This window comes from uncultured Sunxiuqinia sp., from assembly GCF_963974515.1.
In the GTDB taxonomy this organism is placed as follows: Bacteria; Bacteroidota; Bacteroidia; order Bacteroidales; family Prolixibacteraceae; genus Sunxiuqinia.
In genome coordinates this window covers 1-18,135 of sequence record NZ_CAXBDD010000033.1, presented here as the reverse complement: position 1 = coordinate 18,135, position 18,135 = coordinate 1, and the positions used below count along the sequence as shown (strand labels likewise).

The 18,135-nt window shown below is 43.0% G+C and carries 17 protein-coding genes; 10 read left to right on the top strand and 7 right to left on the bottom strand.

Going from position 1 to position 18,135, the window contains the following annotated elements; all coding sequences use genetic code 11:
• Positions 1 to 130 precede the first annotated feature (130 nt).
• Entirely contained in the window at positions 131 to 1,090 is a 960-nt protein-coding gene (rlmF, locus tag AAC033_RS09575; protein ID WP_339737452.1) for a 23S rRNA (adenine(1618)-N(6))-methyltransferase RlmF, read from the bottom strand.
• 342 nt (positions 1,091 to 1,432) lie between these two features.
• On the opposite strand from rlmF, the gene AAC033_RS09570 reads away from it, so the two are divergent.
• The 3 genes from AAC033_RS09570 to AAC033_RS09560 all read left to right on the top strand — a co-directional run bounded on the left by AAC033_RS09570 (position 1,433) and on the right by AAC033_RS09560 (position 3,594).
• Positions 1,433 to 1,999: a hypothetical protein gene (locus AAC033_RS09570; protein ID WP_339737450.1), complete on the top strand. Its 567-nt coding sequence runs from the start codon at positions 1,433 to 1,435 to the stop codon at positions 1,997 to 1,999.
• Between the two features lie 82 nt (positions 2,000 to 2,081).
• A complete protein-coding gene (locus AAC033_RS09565) occupies positions 2,082 to 3,119 on the top strand; it encodes a Gfo/Idh/MocA family oxidoreductase (protein WP_339737448.1) in 1,038 nt (345 codons plus the stop codon).
• Positions 3,120 to 3,336: 217 nt separating this feature from the next.
• Positions 3,337 to 3,594, top strand: a complete 258-nt coding sequence (locus AAC033_RS09560) for a hypothetical protein (protein WP_339737446.1) — start codon at positions 3,337 to 3,339, stop codon at positions 3,592 to 3,594.
• A 34-nt stretch (positions 3,595 to 3,628) separates the two neighbouring features.
• Here the strand turns inward: AAC033_RS09560 and AAC033_RS09555 are convergent, their stop codons facing one another.
• Together AAC033_RS09555 and AAC033_RS09550 are read right to left on the bottom strand one after the other, a co-directional pair.
• Entirely contained in the window at positions 3,629 to 4,108 is a 480-nt protein-coding gene (locus tag AAC033_RS09555; protein ID WP_339737444.1) for a PaaI family thioesterase, read from the bottom strand.
• A 62-nt stretch (positions 4,109 to 4,170) separates the two neighbouring features.
• Entirely contained in the window at positions 4,171 to 4,989 is an 819-nt protein-coding gene (locus AAC033_RS09550) for a prohibitin family protein (protein ID WP_339737442.1), read from the bottom strand.
• Between the two features lie 177 nt (positions 4,990 to 5,166).
• On the opposite strand from AAC033_RS09550, the gene AAC033_RS09545 reads away from it, so the two are divergent.
• Entirely contained in the window at positions 5,167 to 6,036 is an 870-nt protein-coding gene (locus AAC033_RS09545) for a nucleoside phosphorylase (RefSeq protein ID WP_339737440.1), read from the top strand.
• 13 nt (positions 6,037 to 6,049) lie between these two features.
• Entirely contained in the window at positions 6,050 to 6,916 is an 867-nt protein-coding gene (locus tag AAC033_RS09540) for a transglutaminase-like domain-containing protein (RefSeq protein ID WP_339737438.1), read from the top strand.
• Between the two features lie 96 nt (positions 6,917 to 7,012).
• Here the strand turns inward: AAC033_RS09540 and ftcD are convergent, their stop codons facing one another.
• The 4 genes from ftcD to folE form a co-directional block, all read right to left on the bottom strand.
• Complete coding sequence (gene ftcD / locus AAC033_RS09535) at positions 7,013 to 8,704, bottom strand: glutamate formimidoyltransferase (protein ID WP_339737436.1); 1,692 nt, start codon at positions 8,702 to 8,704, stop codon at positions 7,013 to 7,015.
• Positions 8,705 to 8,753: 49 nt separating this feature from the next.
• Positions 8,754 to 10,016 carry an imidazolonepropionase gene (gene hutI, locus AAC033_RS09530; protein ID WP_339737434.1) on the bottom strand — a complete coding sequence of 421 codons (1,263 nt, stop codon included), beginning with the start codon at positions 10,014 to 10,016 and terminating at the stop codon, positions 8,754 to 8,756.
• Positions 10,017 to 10,208: 192 nt separating this feature from the next.
• Positions 10,209 to 10,559 (bottom strand): T9SS type A sorting domain-containing protein, encoded by a 351-nt coding sequence (locus tag AAC033_RS09525; RefSeq protein ID WP_339737432.1) that lies wholly within the window; start codon positions 10,557 to 10,559, stop codon positions 10,209 to 10,211.
• 143 nt (positions 10,560 to 10,702) lie between these two features.
• Positions 10,703 to 11,443, bottom strand: coding sequence for a GTP cyclohydrolase I FolE (gene folE, locus AAC033_RS09520; protein WP_339737430.1), 741 nt, complete (start codon positions 11,441 to 11,443; stop codon positions 10,703 to 10,705).
• 285 nt (positions 11,444 to 11,728) lie between these two features.
• On the opposite strand from folE, the gene AAC033_RS09515 reads away from it, so the two are divergent.
• The 5 genes from AAC033_RS09515 to AAC033_RS09495 all read left to right on the top strand — a co-directional run bounded on the left by AAC033_RS09515 (position 11,729) and on the right by AAC033_RS09495 (position 17,895).
• The gene (locus tag AAC033_RS09515; protein WP_339737428.1) at positions 11,729 to 13,144 is read left to right on the top strand and encodes a sulfatase-like hydrolase/transferase; all 1,416 of its coding nucleotides are present in this window, start codon (positions 11,729 to 11,731) and stop codon (positions 13,142 to 13,144) included.
• Between the two features lie 161 nt (positions 13,145 to 13,305).
• Complete coding sequence (locus AAC033_RS09510; protein WP_339737426.1) at positions 13,306 to 14,622, top strand: alpha-L-fucosidase; 1,317 nt, start codon at positions 13,306 to 13,308, stop codon at positions 14,620 to 14,622.
• A gap of 163 nt (positions 14,623 to 14,785) precedes the next feature.
• Positions 14,786 to 15,703 (top strand): hypothetical protein, encoded by a 918-nt coding sequence (locus tag AAC033_RS09505; RefSeq protein ID WP_339737424.1) that lies wholly within the window; start codon positions 14,786 to 14,788, stop codon positions 15,701 to 15,703.
• 61 nt (positions 15,704 to 15,764) lie between these two features.
• On the top strand, positions 15,765 to 16,679 hold the full coding sequence (locus tag AAC033_RS09500) for a phosphatase (RefSeq protein WP_339737422.1): 915 nt from the start codon (positions 15,765 to 15,767) through the stop codon (positions 16,677 to 16,679).
• A gap of 52 nt (positions 16,680 to 16,731) precedes the next feature.
• Positions 16,732 to 17,895 carry a sigma-54 dependent transcriptional regulator gene (locus tag AAC033_RS09495; protein ID WP_339737420.1) on the top strand — a complete coding sequence of 388 codons (1,164 nt, stop codon included), beginning with the start codon at positions 16,732 to 16,734 and terminating at the stop codon, positions 17,893 to 17,895.
• Positions 17,896 to 18,135: the final 240 nt, after the last annotated feature.

Sequence of the window (18,135 nt, the reverse complement as noted above, 5' to 3'; positions counted from 1 at the left end):
TGAATCAGGAAACAACAACTAATAGTCTCAAATTGCTCAACTCTCTCACCGGTAGCACTCTGGAGCTTGCATAAAAATTAGATGATCATCTTATGAAGACCGGACTATCCGAATTAAAGTATAGCTGAACTCACCTGTTCTTAGCCCATTCTTCCTTTTTCTTTTGGGTCAGAAACGTCCAGGCAACTATGCGGCTGGTTTTGTTGCCGTGCCCCAACGAAATGGTTTCCACCTCAAGGGCTTCAACCTGTCGGAGTGCACGATAGACGCCTTTTAGCTTTTCCTGTTTCGAAATCAAGGTCGAGAACCACAAGCAGGAATTCGCAAACTGTCGGCTTTGCTGAATCATTTTCTTTACAAAGGCTGCCTCGCCGCCTTCGCACCACAATTCGTGATGCCTGCCACCAAAGTTCAACTGCGATTTCTCAACAGTCGACTTACTCAGGTTCCGAAGTTTGCGCATGGTTCCCGATTCCGCCTCGGCTTGTGAAGCATGAAATGGCGGGTTGCAAACGGTCAGGTCAAATCGCTCTCCAGCTTGAATAATGCCTTTGAACATGTCGTTGGGATTGGCTTGCCTTCGCAGACTAATTTTTCCAGTCAATTCTGAGTTTTGAAGAATAATTGCGCGGGCTGACTCAAGCGCGAGCTCGTCAATTTCACTACCTACAAACGTCCAACCATATTCCATCGTGCCAATAATTGGGTAAATGGCATTGGCTCCCATGCCAATATCAAGACAGGAAATAGATGAACCAATGGGAATTTGTCCCCGATTGGTTCGGCTCAGCAGGTCGGCCAAGTGATGAATATAATCGGCCCGCCCGGGAATAGGCGGACACAAATAGCCATCCGGAATGTCCCAGTAAGTCAATCCGTAGTTTGAAATCAACAACGCTTTGTTCAGAGACTTAACAGCTACATGATCAGCAAAATCAATCGATTCGTCACCGTAATTGTTCAGCCTGACAAAAGGGCCCAATTCCGGGCAAATCGCAACCAGTTTGTTGAAATCATAACGGGCCCGGTTTTTATTTCGTGGATGTAAGCTCGATTTTTCAATCTGGAGAATCTTCTTTTTCGAACGCATGAATCATGATTTTGCTGAGTGTGTAAATTTAGACCGAGTTGCACGCAAAAGCAAGTCAGCAGCTATCTTTTAGAAATAAAAAAAGTAATAACTAGCCTTCGCAATAAACATTTCGAGTTTAGCTTATGTTTTACATTAAAGCATAGTGAAAACCTTGTTCGATCGGGCGAGCAACCAGATTGATGCTTATTTAGACATTTAGTTGGTTTTATCCAGTTTTCTGGAATGTTGCCCTATAATCGACAAGACGCTCTTTTTTTTGGTCAGTGTGTAAGGTACATTGATAACCAAAAGTACTGTTTTAATAACTCCTGCATATAACGTAACGACAATTCATAATAAATGTCTGAAATTAGCCTACCAATAGAATACAATATGACTCCTGCGGAAAGGTTTTACAAATATTTCAATCACGAATACGGGTATCAAAAGAATACCTCGGATCCGGAATCAAAAAATGAATTTATCGAAGAATTTATGAATCAGATTCCAGAGGTGATTGATGAACTTGAAACCAACCTAATCAAACATGAAATTCACGAATTCTACATTAAAATAAAAAACCTGAAATACCTTTGTGAATTCAGTGAGGAGTTTAACCGCTACTGGCTATTGCTACGATCGGTTTCCGGTGGTCTCAACCGGCTGCTTGAAGACCCGAGCGTAGACCACCTTGCCGATGTTTACATCTATTACTTCAGCCGCTATGGAGGCCGCAGGAAGCTCCGTGATGAAAATTGGTTTGAAAATCATCGCTGGGATTTTTTGGATAAAATGGCCCGTATCTCCAATGACGATGAACTGAATGATTTCATTCTGGAAAAAATTGATGACCTGACAAGTTATTTTGAGTTTTACAAAAAAGAACTTCAGTCCTTCATTTTCGAACTAAAAAAACTGGCTTCCTGAATAAGCGTAACCCAGCTTGCTTTTTTAAACCTTCAATTCGTATGATATTGCTTATCTTGCTCACCAAAAAAATGGATGAAACATGACAACACAATATCGCTGGGCAGTTTTAGGATGTGGAAAAATTGCCCGTAAATTTGCTGAAGACCTAAAACTTCTCCCCAATGCCAAGCTTTACGCCGCAGCATCCAGAAACCTTCTCCGGGCGGAGGAATTTGCCGATCAACTCGGGTTTGAGAAAGCCTATGGTAGTTATACGGATTTGGTTGAAGACCCAAAGGTCGACATTGTTTACATTGCCACCCCCCATTCGTATCATCGCGAACACGCTCTGCTTTGCCTAGCACACAAAAAAGCAACCCTTTGTGAAAAAGCTTTTGCCATCAACGCCAGAGAAGCCCGCGAAATGATTGCCTGTGCCAAAGAAAATAATACTTTTTTGATGGAGGCGTTTTGGACACGATTCCAGCCTGCTTTCTTAAAAGCAACGGAGATACTCCAATCAGAAAAGCTGGGTAAACTAAAAATGGTACGCTCCGACTTTGCCTTCAATGCCGAAAAAGATGCCAGCCAACGGCTTTACAACATCGACCTTGGCGGAGGTTCGCTTTTAGATATCGGAATCTATCCTGTTTTTGCCTCCCTGATGGCACTGGGGAAACCAACTGAAATAAAAACCCACACCCAGTTTGGATTTACAGAGTGCGAGGAAAGCATCATCATGAGCTTCAAATACGCCAATAATGCGATGGCATCACTTGTTTCAAGCTTTGCATCTCATTCATCGATTCAAACAGAATACTGGTGCGAGCAAGGTTACCTTCGGCTCAATAAGCGCTGGTTCGCCAACGCCCAAATCAGCATTTGGGAAAAAGGAATGCAGCGTGAGGAAACGGTTCCGGTTGAAGCCATTCAAGGAAAAGGCTATCAATACGAAGCCGCACATGTGATGCAATGCCTGGATGAAGGTAAAATTGAAAGTGACATGATGTCGCTTCAAACGACACTCGACTTGCTGGAAATTTTGGATCGTGTGAGAGCCGATGCCGGTATCATTTTTCCCAAACACGACCTTTCGCCCCCCAAGGATAATGAACTTTTGGCAAAGCGATCAGACTGAATGACACGATTGAAGCGCTTTAACTTCAGGCATGTTTTCAAAATTTATCAAGACTGGGTGTAACAAATATCGGTGACGCCTGACCAAATATCTGTAGCGAATTTCCCATTGATGGACTTATTAACATTTTTTAAAGAAAAAAACAGAACGTTCATCGATAAATTTCCAAAACATGACATAAAAAAGCCTAAATTTGGTTGCATTCAATAAATCAGTTATGAAATTAATTATTCTCACATCGTCAATTTTTTATCTGCTAGGCCTGAAGTTAACTCACCAAGTAGAAATTGAACAGCCATTCGCAACCGATAGCGTAATTATTACTGCGCCGGCCGAACAAATCCAGATTCCTGAAGCGAAACCAAAAGAAGAAGTTCCTGTGATTGATGATAAGACCGACAGCATTCAAAGTTCCGTTTCGACTTCCATTATAGCTCCATGGTATCCTTTGATTGAAGAACTTGATCCGGCTTAAAGATCCCTTGGCGGACGCATGGTTCGATAAGCTTTTATTCATAAAAAGCATCAATGCCCGGGTAATAATATTTTGTGCGGGCTACTTCCTCCGAAAAAATAACATACTTGATATCCGCCTCTGCACAAAGTTGATTTTCAGAATTGAATAACTGAGCATGAATGAAAGCCAATCGCTTATTCATTTCTACCAACCGGCCTTTAATCAGAATTTCGCCTTGGTTTGTAAAAACCGGCCTTTTATATTTCACCTTTAATTCAGCCGTAACGCCAGCAGTTTTGCATTTCGTATAAACCACCCAAGCTGCAATTTCATCCAACAAAGTAGCTTGTATCCCTCCATGTAAAACCTCAACCCAACCTTCGAACTCACGCCTTGGATTCCACTTCGAAATAATACAGTTGTCATCATCCCAAAATTCCAATTTCAACCCGATTGGATTATGCGGCGAGCAGCCAATACACCGGTAGATTTCCGGGTCATCACTTCGATGAACATTGATAATCTTCTTCATATTTTTTGAATAAAAAAGCCGGCCAAACCCATTGGCTTGCCGGCTCATCAAGAAATATTTTTTTAATTATTTCCTAAAATCAGGGGTAAACCATCTTTTGAATTACCGATTACCACAACTTTTGAATTTGGCGATTTTGCCAACTCAATGGTCGCTTCAATTCCCCGTTGCTTTAAAATACTGGTTGTCAGCGAAGCATCAATAATCCGGTTAAAACGAGCGATTGCTTCCGCATCAATCCGCTTTTTCTCAGCCTCTTGCTCAGCTGTCTGTAAGGTATACTGGTAGGTTAAAAATGCTTGTTCCTCCTCCAGTTTGGTTTCAATGGCAGCTTTTATCTTGTCTGGCAGATTAATCGAGCGAATCAACAACGCACGCATAGCGATGTTATTCTTCTCGAGGATCTTTCCGGTTTCTTCAATAATTGAGGCCTCCACCTCACTACGCTTGGTTGAATAGATTTCCTCCGCAGTAAAACGTCCCGCAACCTGACGTACTGATGACCGAACCTCGGGAATAATAAGCTGGTCAACATACCGGGTTCCGAAAACCTCGTGCAGGTACCCAATTTTATCATACATCGGATTAAAACGCACCGACACGTCAACATTGATCGATAACCCGTTTTTATCCAACACATCCATCGTTTCTTCCCGCGCCTGCTCTTTCACATCGTAAACAAACAATGTGTTCCAGGGAGCTACAATATGAAAACCTGGAATGTAAATACTCTCTTTATCCAAACCTGAGCTAAACGGACGGAAAATAACTCCGCGCTCTCCTGGCTGAATGGTAACAAACATGCTGCTTCCAAAAAACAGCAGCACCACAACAACAACACCTGCAATAATTAAATACGACTTTTTGAAATTGAAATCCATTGGTAAATTTTTTATAAAGTGACTAAAAAGTAAATGTAACAGAATTTTAAAGAATTCCTTGAATAAACAGTCAAATCTTAATAAAATGCTGTTAAAATGCTTGATTCATAACAACAAGGACTTGGTTAAATCAACTTTTTTTGTTTAGATTTGACCAGATAAAAAAATCATTTTTATATGATTGGCTCCTCAGAATTAATTATTAATAAGGACGGAAGCATTTTTCACCTCCATTTAAAACCGGAACAAGTAGCTGATACAGTCCTTTTGGTTGGAGATCCTGACCGCGTTGAATTAATCGCATCCCATTTTTCTAGCATCGAATTCAAAATTAGAAACCGGGAGTTTGTATCCACTACCGGAACTTATAGAAACACCCGAATGACGGTAATTTCCACGGGGATCGGAACAGACAACATCGACATTGTGCTGAACGAGCTGGATGCCCTTGTCAACATCGATTTGGAATCAAAAGAAGTTAAGCAAGTGAAGCGCTCATTGAAGATTATCCGCATTGGAACCTCAGGTGCCCTTCAAAACGATCTGCCAGTGAACTCATTCGTCTTATCCCGAAAAGCCATTGGTTTTGATGGGTTGCTGAATTTCTATGCCGACAGAGAATGCATCTCCGACATGGATTTTGAGCGGAATTTCATTGCTCATACCGACTGGAGTCCGCACTTGGGAAAGCCCTATGTGGTTGATTCGTCAGACCATTTGTACCGGCTTTTGAGAGGAGAAAGCTTTCACGACGGAGTAACCATTTCAGCACCGGGTTTTTACGGCCCTCAAGGCCGGGTACTCCGGCTGGAAACAGCCGACCCATGTTTAAATGATAAAATTGAACGGTTCTATTATAACGATTTCCGGATAACCAATTATGAAATGGAATGTTCGGCGATTTACGGTCTTTCTGCTTTACTCGGGCACAAAGCGCTAACTGTATGTCTGATCATTGCCAACCGGACAACAAAGCAAGCCAGCGAAGACTATCACCCTTATATGGAAAAATTGATCCAGCTTGTTTTAGATAAACTAACCACTTAATCGTTTGTCAAGGATGAAGAAAGAACGGCTACATGCATTAATCGCTTTGCTGGATGATCCGGACGAGGCAGTTTTTGAAGAAGTTGAGCAACAACTGCTCTGCGAAGATGGACGAATTATTCAGCAATTGGAGCAAATATGGGAAACCAGTCTCGATGAACTGATCCAATCGCGAATCGAAAATCTCATTCAACAAATTCAATTTGCCGAAACCAGAACAAAAATTCTGAACTGGGGCAATCAAAAACAAGTCGATTTGTTCGAGGGCTTTTTCCTGATTAGCCAATACCAATACCCGGATCTGAAACTGAAAGCGATTAAATCAAAGATTCAAAAGATTTCAAATGATGTCTGGCTCGAAATAAGCAATAAACTGACCTCGATTGAAAAAATCACCGTATTAAACCACATTTTTTACGACACAAACAAATTCTCAGTCAATCTGAATCATTTGGATTCACCCCAAAATTGCTATATCAATCAACTATTTGAAACGAAAAAAGGGAATGCTATTTCGGTAGCTATTTTATACGCACTGATTGCGCGGGAGTTAAAGTTTCCGGTTGAGTTTGTCAACTTCCCAAAAACACCGCTACTGGCGTACGTGGATCCGGAAATGGCCCATGAAGTCCATGGTCGTGATTACAAATCATCCATTCTGTTCTACATCAATCCGTCCAATAAGGGCGCCATCATTGGTCGCAAGGAGGTGGAATTTTTTCTGAACCGGAATGAACAGTTTGGAACAGACGATTTTTATGAACCATGTGAAGACAAGTTCATGATTAAAAAATTACTGGAGAGCCTGATTGAAAGTTATGAGTCCCTGGGCTATCAAAACAAAGTTGACGATTTAAACCGAATCGCTGATTTCCTGTAATTTATCAATACCCAAAGTCTGGCCCAACGACACAAAAAAAAACGACTTTTGCAACAATTGAATGCAGTCTGGCAGATATGCATTTACCAAACCGAATTACGATTCACCGTTGATTTTTTCCATTACCCGTTTCAGAATAAGCTGTTCACGGGTTTCGGCTTGGTACAGGATTTCGGTCGCTTCATGCTTCAACGCTGCTACTTCTGTTTTATCCTTATATCCGCCCAGATTTATCAACACATTAAGGTATGCGCCATGAACGGCAGTTCGCGCACAAAGTGCTGCCACTCCTGCGTCAGAAACTGAATTGGGGTTTCCAATTTTCGCCATCGTCTCAATCACTTCCATCGAATCGAAAGCTATTTTCATCACCTGTAAAGGCACTTTTATAGCATTTAAAGTTGCCTGCTGAATCGCCTTGCTACGGATTTCAAGGTCTTCGCTGTTCGATTTGGCCATCCCAAAAGCAGTCATTACCTGATTGAATGCCCTTGTATCTTCATCCACCAGCCTGAGCAATTCGTTTTGGCTAGCTTTCGCTTTTTCAGCCCAGGCGGAGAACTCTTCCCAACGATGATCCCAGCCACGCTTGTGTGCCGAAAGGTTGGCAACCATTCCACCCAAGGCAGCGCCTAGCGCCCCCACATAGGCTGAAATCGAACCACCACCTGGTGCCGGCGACTCCGAGGCTGTTTCATCTGCAAACGCTTGTAAACTCAAATCCTTGAGTTTAGCCGACTGATCTTCCAGTAGATATTGAATAATACGCTCGCGCGGGTTAAACGCTGATAATTCATCCAGCCCCATCGACTTGATCGCAATTTTGATCAGTTCAGCGTCGGAAATGCCGGTGGATCGTTGTTGTTTGCTCAAAAAATATTTTCCGGCATCAAGCATTGCCTGCAACGGAATTAGGCCGACTAATTCAGAACCAGTAACCCGCAAACCACGACTTTCTGCGCTCTTACAAACCTCTTCAAAAGCGACATGAATTGGAGTGACCGTAATGTCAGTCAGGTTCATCGAAATTTGAGCAATTCCATACTCTTCGATAAACCAGCCGATGGCACGCACTTTCTTTAAACGGCCGGGAATCCGAACCGGCTCCCCATTTTCATCGGTCACTATCTTTCCAGTCACCGGATTACCTTCGCGCTTTATGCGGCCAGCTTCGCGAACATCAAAAGCTACGGAATTGGCTCGTCGCGTTGAAGTTGTATTGAGGTTCACATTGTACGCAATCAGAAAATTTCGGGCGCTCACCGCTGTTGCTCCTGCTTTAATATTCATTTTAGCCGGCCCAAAATCTGGTTTCCAGTTCGGATTTTTTAATTTTTCGGGAAGCCCTTCATATTCGCCGGACCTGCAGTTAGCCAAACTGCGGCGCTCTTCAGTTTGAGCTGCAAATTCGTAACAATAGACCGGAATCTCAAGCTCTTCACCTATTCGCCTGCCCAATTGCCGGGCATATTCAACCGTTTCCTCCATCGTGATATTAGCAATCGGAACCAGAGGGCAAACATCGGTTGCACCAAAACGAGGATGCTCACCATGATGCTTGGTCATATCGATCAACTCCGCCGCTTTCTTTACGCCCAGAAAAGCGGCTTCAATGACAGCGGCTGGACTTCCGACAAAGGTGACGACCGTCCTGTTGGTGGCGTAGCCCGGATCAACATTAAGCAATTTTATATTCTCAACGCGTTCAATTGCATCTGTTATTTGTTTGATAATCGATGGATTTCTTCCTTCGCTAAAGTTGGGTACACACTCAATTAACTGATTCATAATTTGATTTTTAATCTGAAGGTCTAATCAACTAAATTGTAGTTTTATGTCAATAAATCTCACCATTGATGATGACAGTCTCAACCGGATTGCTTCCATAATAATATGGAATTGCAGCATAGGTCGGAAGCTCTTTTGTGATAAACAGGTTGGCTAGTTTTCCACGGCAGATACTTCCGCAGTATTTTTCAATCCCCATGGCATAAGCTGAATTAATCGTGCAGGCATTGATGGCTTCTTCCGGAGTCATTTTATAATTGACGCAAGCCAGCGACTGAATGAAATTCATATTTCCGGAAGGTGAAGAGCCTGGATTAAAATCTGAGGCCAAGGCGATGGGTAAGCCGGCGTTCATCATTTCGCGAACGGGCGACAACGGTAAGTTCAAGAAAAATGCAGCACCGGGAAGAACTGTCGGCATAGTCTCGGAGCCAAGCAAGGCTTCAATTTCGGCTTCACCAATGTGTTCGAGATGATCAACTGAAAGTGCCTGGTACTGAACTCCAACCTGAACACCACCAGTCAACCCCAATTCATTGGCATGAATCTTTGGCTGAAGGTCATATTTTAATCCTGCTTCAAGCAATTGAGCGGTTTCTTCGACTGAGAAAAAGCCCTGATCGCAAAAAACATCCAGATAATCAGCCAAGCCTTGTTGCCTGATTTCGGGCAGCATCTCGTGAATAATCAGTTGGATATATTTTTGCCGGTTGTATTTATATCCAACCGGCATGGCATGAGCACCCAAAAAAGTTGATTTAATTATTAATGGACTGGTTTCCTTTAGGCGCTTAATCACCCGCAGCATTTTCAACTCTGATTCCACGGTTAAGCCGTAGCCGCTCTTGATTTCCACAGCGGTTGTTCCCAATTGCTTTATTTCTTCGAGGCGAGTCATCGCAGATAAATACAGCTCATCTTCCGATGCCTTCTCCATGCGCTTTGCTGAATTTAAGATCCCACCACCCCGCCTGGCAATTTCTTCGTAGCTCAGGCCATTAATTCGATCAACAAATTCTTGCTCGCGACTGGCAGCAAACACCAAATGGGTATGCGAATCACAATAACCAGGCATCACAATTTTTCCGGCACAGTCAATTTCCACAATCATCTCCGCCCCTTCCACCAACTTTTCGTTGAAATCCTGCATCAGCCCAAAATTTTCAATCTGGTCATCATTAATTACCAGAAAGGCATCTCTCAAGACCTTCAGCTCTTTCATATCCTTGCCAGAAACCCAGGCTCTCGCCTTCTCCTCCACTTGCACCAATTCTTTGATGTTTTCCAAAATCACCTTCATATCAATCTGCATGGAATTTCATACAAGATAAAAAAAGAAGTCGGAGAAATAAACTGCTTTATATCATGCCGCAAGAATTCTGCTTCAATTCATAATATAAAACAGGGGAGATTTAACCACAGTTTTCCACAAAATCATTGCACGGTAAGTCGTTGAAGTCAATCAGAGGATAATGAAAGAATGTAAATTTAAGCAGACAGACTACTAAAGCTTACGAATCCGCTTAATAGCAACCTGCCCGTCCATATTGGCCTTTAGCAAATAAAACCCTGCTTTGAAACGCTGCAATTCGAGTCGAATCTTTTGTCTGCCTGGAGTCAATTCCATTTTATCCCATTTTTTGATCGTGTTACCCAATATATCGATAAGTTCGAATTGTACAACGGCATAATTTTTCGACAAGATGTCAACAAACACAAACTCCGTAGCTGGATTCGGATAAATTTTCTCAATTTGATAGTCTTCTTTATCAAGTATGGAAACCTCCTGTGCCCCTGCGCTTCCAAAAAGTAGTAAAAACATTGAAAATGTGAGGTAAAGTAAAGTTTTTGTCATAGTCTTGAATTTTTCTATCTTATCATACAAGAACTATTCCAAAAGGTTCCGTTCAATGCACCCCCAACTTGCCCATTTGAATTCGCAGGAATAAAAAAACCTCCCGCGACGCGTGAGGTTTCCTCCTAATCAGCTGAAGTCAATTATCTCCCCAAGGCAATGTATTTCAAAAATTCGTCTTTCCTATCTTGTCGCTTGAAAACCCCACTGTACTCAGCGGTGATTGTTGAGCTACTTTCATCTTCAATTCCTCGGGATGAAACACACATGTGTTTGGCATCTATGACAACCGCAATGTCTTCAGTTTTCAAAATCCTTCTTAATTCACTCGCAATCTGAACCGTTAAGCGCTCCTGCACCTGAGGGCGTCGGCTAAAAAAATCGACAATCCTGTTTATCTTTGACAAGCCGATAACCTCGCCACTTGACACATAAGCCACGTGCGCTTTACCAACAATGGGTAAAAAGTGATGCTCGCAAGTTGAATTCAAGTTGATATTTTTTTCAACCAGCATTTCCCCGTATTGAAACTTATTTTCGAAAACTGATATTTTGGGACTGTTTCCAGGGTTCAAACCACTAAATATCTCCTGCACAAACATTTTTGCCACACGGTGTGGTGTCCCATTCAGGCTGTCATCCCGCAAATCCAGTCCAAGAGTTTCCATGATCTCCCTAAACTTAACCTCAATGGTTGCTATTTTTTGTTCGTCGCTCAGCACAAAAGCATCTTCACGCATGGGTGTATCAATCGACGTGGCAATATGGTTATCACCAATGATATCGGTATCAACTATATTTCTAACTTCAGTCCCATTAATCTGACCATTTGACTTAGATCCTTGTTGATTTGTTTTTACAAAGCCATTCACTTTCATTATCATTCCTCCAAAATGTTTTCAAGATTAACCAACAAGCCAAAATTAAGTTTGTTTAAGATATTTCCATATAATTTAAACAAACTTCACAATATCTTTTTGTACAGACACTTATAGCAACGTTATTTTTACAATCGTAAAATCGAAAAAAAAGTCTCGTCCATCAAGATCAACGGCAAAAATTTATTCTTCACTGTTTTTTTAAAATTATATCATCTAAAAAATGTGTTTACCTGCGTCCGATTTAATAATTTTATGGGAAATTGATTTTTACCCGTTTTGTTCAGCGCCATGAAACATTTTGCTCATACATTCATATTGATCAGCTTCATCGGTGTCCTGCTGTCTATTCCCGTCAGCTCCGATGGCTCAGCTTTTGGAAAGCACCAAAAACCGAATATACTGATTATCACCGCAGACAATCTAGGATACGGCGACCTCTCGATCATGGGTGCGGACGATATTCAAACACCAACCATTGACGAACTCTTCTCCGATGGTCTAATTTTCACTGAATTTTATGCGAACTCCACTACAAGTTCTCCAACGCAGGCATCCTTGCTTTCGGGGTGCTACCCGGCATTGGTTGGTGTGCCCGGGACGATCAGAAACGATTCGCAAAATAGCTGGGGCTACTTCACCTGTGAAACGACAATGGCTCACCACTTTCAGAAAGCGGGCTATCTAACTGCTTTAATTGGCAAATGGAACCTTGGCTTTGACGCTCCCAACCTCCCAAACGAACAAGGATTTGACCTTTTCATGGGGTTTCTGGGTGATGAAATCGATGATTATTATAACCACCAGCACGACGGGGTAAATTATATGCGCTTCAACGAAAATGAAATCAATCCTCCCGGTCATACCACCGACTTATTTTCCAATTGGTCGGCCAATTTCATTTCCCGTGAAGCGGAGTCCGGTAAGCCTTTTTTTCTTTATTTGTCTTACAATGTGCCAGGCCCTTTGCTACAGCCCGATGAAAACCACCTGCAAAGAGTCCAAGTCCGAAATCCAGCACTGGATTCCGCCAGGGCAAAACACGTTGCATTAATTGAACAAATGGACAACGGGATCAAGCGAGTCATCCAAGCGTTGAATGAAACCAACCAACTTAAAAATACCATCATAATTTTCACCTCAACCAGCGGAGGAATTTTAGAATCCGGTGCATCAAACGGAAAGTTGCGTGGAGGAAAACTCGATTTGTTTGAAGGAGGAATCCGTGTTCCAGCCTGTATCTTTTGGAAAAAAGAAATCAAAAAAGGCAGCCTCTCACACCAAATCAGCGTGACCATGGATCTCTTTCCTACCCTGTGTAGCTTCGCTCAAGTTCCCATGAACCACAGCCCTGATGGCAAAGATTTAAGCACCTGCATATTACAAGGCATACCTCTTCAACAAGAAAGAACCATATTCTGGACTTGCAGAGAAGGCGGAGATCACAACGGAGAAGCTTGCCATGCAGCCAGACAAGGAGCATATAAGCTGGTTCAAAACAGGCCAACCGAAAAATTTCGACTGTACAACCTAACGACCGACCCCCATGAAGTAATCCCGCTGATGGAAAGCTCTGAACATTACAAACGTCTGCATCATGCAATTCTGCGTCACATTCAGGAAAATGAGAAGATCCCCTGGTCTAAAGGCCCCATTGGACGGGATAATAATTCCATGGACGATTCAAGCATATCAAACAATTTATAATTGGAACCTTGCTGGCATATATCGAAAAAATCAAAAATGAGGAGCCAGAGATCGATAAAAATGTTTCGATTCTAAATTTCCAAAACGATATGTGCCAGTTTCAAATTTTTATTCTAAATTTATCAGCACAACACAGCACAGTAAATCTAAACCAAAGCAAAATGAAAAATCTAAACTATCTGGTCATGTTCCTGCTCCTGTCGATCAACACATCCGCCCAAAACGGTTATACTCCAACTGACGAGAACCTGAAAAACCGCGAATGGTTTCAGGACGCTAAATTTGGCCTTTTTGTTCACTGGGGTGTATACTCCGTAATGGCCGGAGGTGGCGACCAGGGAATCGCCGAATGGATCATGAACCAAAAGCAAATTCCTATTGAGCAGTACGAAAAATTGCCTTCCTTTTTTTATCCGACCAAATTCGACCCTGCAGAATGGGTTTCAATGGTCAAAAAAGCCGGCATGCAATACATTACCATCACCAGCAAGCACCACGACGGCTTTGCCATGTATAATTCAAAAGTAAGCAACTACAACATTGTAGCTCAAACGCCTTACGGCAAAGATGTGCTCAAACAGTTAAAAGCCGAGTGCGACAAGCAAGGCATCAAACTTTTCTTTTATTATTCGCAATTGGATTGGCATCACCCGGATTATTTTCCCCGAGGACGTACAGGAAAAGATTATACCGGACGCCCACAAAGTGGCGACTGGAACCAATACATCGACTACATGAACGCCCAGCTGACGGAATTGCTAACCAACTACGGCGAAATTGGCGGCATTTGGTTTGACGGGATGTGGGACAAACCTGATGCTGATTGGCGATTGGAAGAGACCTACAACTTGATTCACGACTTGCAGCCAGGCGCGATGATTGGCAGCAATCACCACATTGCTCCTTTTCCGGGTGAAGACTTCCAGATGTTTGAACGCGATTTACCCGGCGAAAACACGATGGGATTCAACAAAACCGAAACCATCTCTGAGTTACCACTTGAAATGTGTGAAACCATGAACGGAAGTTGGGGGTTTAATCTCATAGACAACAATTATAAAACCTCGAAACAGTTGATTCAAACCATGGTAAAAGCAGCTGGACACGGAGCTAATTTTTTGCTCAACACTGGTCCTATGCCCAATGGCAAGATTCAACCCGAAAATGTCGATACGCTTATGGTGATGGGCAATTGGCTGAAACAATACGGCGAGGCCCTTTACGGCACCCGCAAAGGGCCCATTAGACCGAGTGAGTGGGGTGCGACCACAAAGAAAGGGAACACAATTTACGTCCATATACTGGAACTGGCGGAGGAAATGCTTGAAATTCCGGCACTGGAGCAAAAAATAAAATCGATTACCTTTTTTGATGATGGATCTAAGGTGAAGTACAAAAAATCAGAAGAAGGAGTTGTGCTACAAATTCCGTCAGATAAAAAAAATAAAATTGACACCATTCTGAAGATCGAAATTTAGAATATCCTTTGCGCTTAAATTCAAAAGCTGATACCAAACAAAAATGGAGAAGAAGCATACGACCACGTGAATAGCGAATGCTGTTGGAGGCAGATTGATCTTCACTACCAAGGCAGATGTTTGTAAAAAGAATTATCTTAGCGGTTTTCTGTATTAACACACAATGATAAGATACCAAACGCTTCTTTTTATTCTTTTGCTAAGTTGGAATAGTTTAACTGCACAGCGCGAAAGCACCAAGAATTTCATCCCATATTACCGTGGAACAACCGACTTCAGCACCATGCTGTTTGCGCCGGGCACCATGGGGCCGAATGCGCTTCCCGTTCCCGATATTTTAAACGGACTGGTAGGCACCGACCTGCTGTTTCGACTATCGACCGATCATTATTTCAGGGATGGCGGAGGCGACAGCGGACGCAGCTTCATGCTGAACTTTCGTTTTCCTGTGGTGCAAAACTTTATGGCTTTCGAAGTGGAATGGAACATGTTGGAACATTTTCATACCACTAACGAAGTCCGCGACATTCTTCAGATCTACAAAGATGATCCGGGATGGACCGCTGACCGGGGCGACATCATTTTAAGCACATACATCCAAGTGCTACACGGCCGAAAGTTCTGGCCGGACATGATGCTCGTAAACGCATTAAAAACAACCAGTGGATCCGTTTACGACGGAAGGGCAACAGATCTCCCAGCCCACTGGCATTATGTCAGCCTGGGCAAGCAAATATTTGAACACGGCCATTTCGGTGGTCGAATCCATGGTATGGCCGGCTTATACATTTGGCAAACCAACCAAACCGACCTGGAGCAAAACGAAGGGGCACTTTGGGGACTGGACAGCCAGCTCACCTACAAATCAGTCGACCTAGGTGTTGGCCTTTCAGGATACAACGGATGGAAATATTATGGCGAAGATCGACCTATTTTACTCAAAAGCCGACTGGTGCTGAACAATAATGTTTTCAACTATTTTATGGAATACCAAACCGGTTTGCAACACTATTACTATAGCTCCATTAATGTTGGGGTCAACTGGCACCCGCTGTCACCATTTAAACTGGAACGCCGGTAGGATAAACGTCTGCCTGCAGCCGATTCAGTAAAATCAATTCACGTCAATAAATTCAAAAGATATGAAACTGGCTGTTATCGATCTGGGAACGAATACCTGCAACCTGTTGATTGCCGAAATCAACCAACAACAATACACCCTGTTGTACCAAGGAAAAGTTGGCGTGAAGCTCGGGAAAGGCGGCATTAAGAAAAAAATGCTCATGCCTGAAGCGTTTGAGCGCGCTACTCAGGCACTAAAAAGCCATCTGGAAATCATCAGCCAATTCGCGGTAGACCAAGTAGTTACCATTGCTACCTCTGCGGTTCGCGATGCTGCCAATAAAAGCGATTTCGAAACGCACTTACTGCGGGAGACCGGACTGCAGCTGGAGACTATAACAGGAGACCGGGAAGCAGAACTCATTTTTAAAGGTGTCAAACTGGCTTTCGAAAACCTTCCCAACCGCACGCTGGTTATGGATATTGGAGGGGGCAGCAACGAATTCATTGAAATCCAAAACAACCAGATCTTGCACAAAGAAAGTTTTCCGCTTGGCATGGCTCGTGTACTGGAGCAACGTCTGGTCTCTGATCCGATTAAACCAAGCGAAGCAAAAGCCATCGAATCATGGTTTGACACCGGCATGCAAAGCCTTTGGAAACAGTTGGATGGAAAACAAGTCAGCCAGTTGATTGGTTGTTCGGGGGCTTTCGACACTGTAGCCGACCTGATTGATGGCACTGCTCCCGGCACCAAAATCCGTCAACAACAAATTATCGAGCTGGCCGATTTCAACAGGATCACCGACAAAGTAATCTTTTCGACCAAAGCCCAACGCGACCGGATGACCGGAATGGAGCCTTTACGGGTGGAAATGATTGTCCCGGCATTGATCCTGATCCGGCTGGTCATCCAGAAACTGGATATCAGAAATATTATCCAAACCGACTTTGCCTTACGCGAAGGCATTTTGTTCGAATGGATTTATGATTAATTTTGATATCTAATCAGAAAAGCACAATCACAAAAAATAAATATCAAATCCCATGTCAAAAATACTAGTGATCGACGACGAACGAAGCATTCGAAGTACCTTAAAAGATATTCTGGAGTATGAAAAATACCAAGTTGATTTGGCTGATGACGGACAACAAGGCATTGATCTGGTGCGCAAAAACGAATACGACATCGTGTTGTGCGACATTAAGATGCCCGGAATGGACGGGATCGAAGTGCTTGAAAAAATTCAGATTCTGGCACCCGATGTGCCCGTGGTGATGATCTCCGGACATGGAAACATCGACACTGCTGTTGAATCGATTAAGAAAGGTGCCTTTGATTACATTGAGAAGCCATTGGATCTTAACCGGTTGCTGATTACCATTCGAAATGCAATGGATAAATCGAACCTGATTACCGAAACAAAAGTCCTTAAAAAGAAGGTCAATAAAAAATACGCCATTGTAGGCAACTCCGAAGCCATTCAAAAAGTCATTAACATGGCTGACAAGGTAGCGCCAACTGATGCCAGAGTATTGATCACCGGATCAAACGGAACGGGCAAAGAGTTGGTCGCCCGCCGTCTGCACGACCATAGTAACCGGGCTTCGGGCCCGTTTGTGGAGGTAAACTGCGCCGCCATCCCGTCAGAATTGATTGAAAGTGAACTGTTCGGCCATGAAAAAGGAGCCTTTACTTCGGCCGTCAAGCAACGCAAAGGAAAATTTGAACAAGCCACTGGAGGCACGCTGTTTCTGGACGAAATTGGCGATATGAGCCTTTCGGCCCAAGCCAAAGTACTGCGTGCCCTGCAGGAGAGTTTTATCACCCGTGTGGGTGGAGACAAGCCCATAAAAGTAGATGTACGTGTGGTAGCAGCCACCAACAAAAACCTGAGTGAAGAAATTGAGAAGAATAATTTTCGCGAAGATTTGTATCACCGGCTAAGTGTTATTCTGATTCATGTTCCTACTTTAAATGAGCGGACAGAAGACATCCCCGATCTAGCCAGTCATTTCATTAAACAAATTTGTGGAGAGTACGGTATGCCCGAAAAGACCATAACCGACGAAGCTCTGGAAAATCTGAAGCGAATCAACTGGACCGGAAATATTCGGGAGTTTCGCAACGTCATTGAACGTTTGATTATCCTCGGCGATAAGTCCATCACTGCACGCGATGTAGAAAACTTTGCCGGACCAATCAGATAACTCCAGGGCATGCAAAAATATGTTTTAAAAGATTTGGCAAACTTCTTTCAATATTCGTTGTTATAACAGAACGAAAGATTAGCCAAACAGTGAAAAGACATAGTAAAAGTTAAGGGAACCCACTGAGATCGGAAAGTTTTTGTTGTTGTCATGGCGTATTTAAACACTTCACCCCGCGGTTTATTGTTTCCCGGGGAGCGGACCGAATTTCAAGGGTTTCCTTTTTAATTTTCATAAATA

Coding starts and splice junctions, on each gene's coding strand:
- rlmF (WP_339737452.1), bottom strand. CDS start 1,090: ATGCGTTCGAAAAAGAAGATTCTCCAGATTGAAAAATCGAGCTTACAT.
- AAC033_RS09570 (WP_339737450.1), top strand. CDS start 1,433: ATGTCTGAAATTAGCCTACCAATAGAATACAATATGACTCCTGCGGAA.
- AAC033_RS09565 (WP_339737448.1), top strand. CDS start 2,082: ATGACAACACAATATCGCTGGGCAGTTTTAGGATGTGGAAAAATTGCC.
- AAC033_RS09560 (WP_339737446.1), top strand. CDS start 3,337: ATGAAATTAATTATTCTCACATCGTCAATTTTTTATCTGCTAGGCCTG.
- AAC033_RS09555 (WP_339737444.1), bottom strand. CDS start 4,108: ATGAAGAAGATTATCAATGTTCATCGAAGTGATGACCCGGAAATCTAC.
- AAC033_RS09550 (WP_339737442.1), bottom strand. CDS start 4,989: ATGGATTTCAATTTCAAAAAGTCGTATTTAATTATTGCAGGTGTTGTT.
- AAC033_RS09545 (WP_339737440.1), top strand. CDS start 5,167: ATGATTGGCTCCTCAGAATTAATTATTAATAAGGACGGAAGCATTTTT.
- AAC033_RS09540 (WP_339737438.1), top strand. CDS start 6,050: ATGAAGAAAGAACGGCTACATGCATTAATCGCTTTGCTGGATGATCCG.
- ftcD (WP_339737436.1), bottom strand. CDS start 8,704: ATGAATCAGTTAATTGAGTGTGTACCCAACTTTAGCGAAGGAAGAAAT.
- hutI (WP_339737434.1), bottom strand. CDS start 10,016: ATGCAGATTGATATGAAGGTGATTTTGGAAAACATCAAAGAATTGGTG.
- AAC033_RS09525 (WP_339737432.1), bottom strand. CDS start 10,559: ATGACAAAAACTTTACTTTACCTCACATTTTCAATGTTTTTACTACTT.
- folE (WP_339737430.1), bottom strand. CDS start 11,443: ATGATAATGAAAGTGAATGGCTTTGTAAAAACAAATCAACAAGGATCT.
- AAC033_RS09515 (WP_339737428.1), top strand. CDS start 11,729: ATGAAACATTTTGCTCATACATTCATATTGATCAGCTTCATCGGTGTC.
- AAC033_RS09510 (WP_339737426.1), top strand. CDS start 13,306: ATGAAAAATCTAAACTATCTGGTCATGTTCCTGCTCCTGTCGATCAAC.
- AAC033_RS09505 (WP_339737424.1), top strand. CDS start 14,786: ATGATAAGATACCAAACGCTTCTTTTTATTCTTTTGCTAAGTTGGAAT.
- AAC033_RS09500 (WP_339737422.1), top strand. CDS start 15,765: ATGAAACTGGCTGTTATCGATCTGGGAACGAATACCTGCAACCTGTTG.
- AAC033_RS09495 (WP_339737420.1), top strand. CDS start 16,732: ATGTCAAAAATACTAGTGATCGACGACGAACGAAGCATTCGAAGTACC.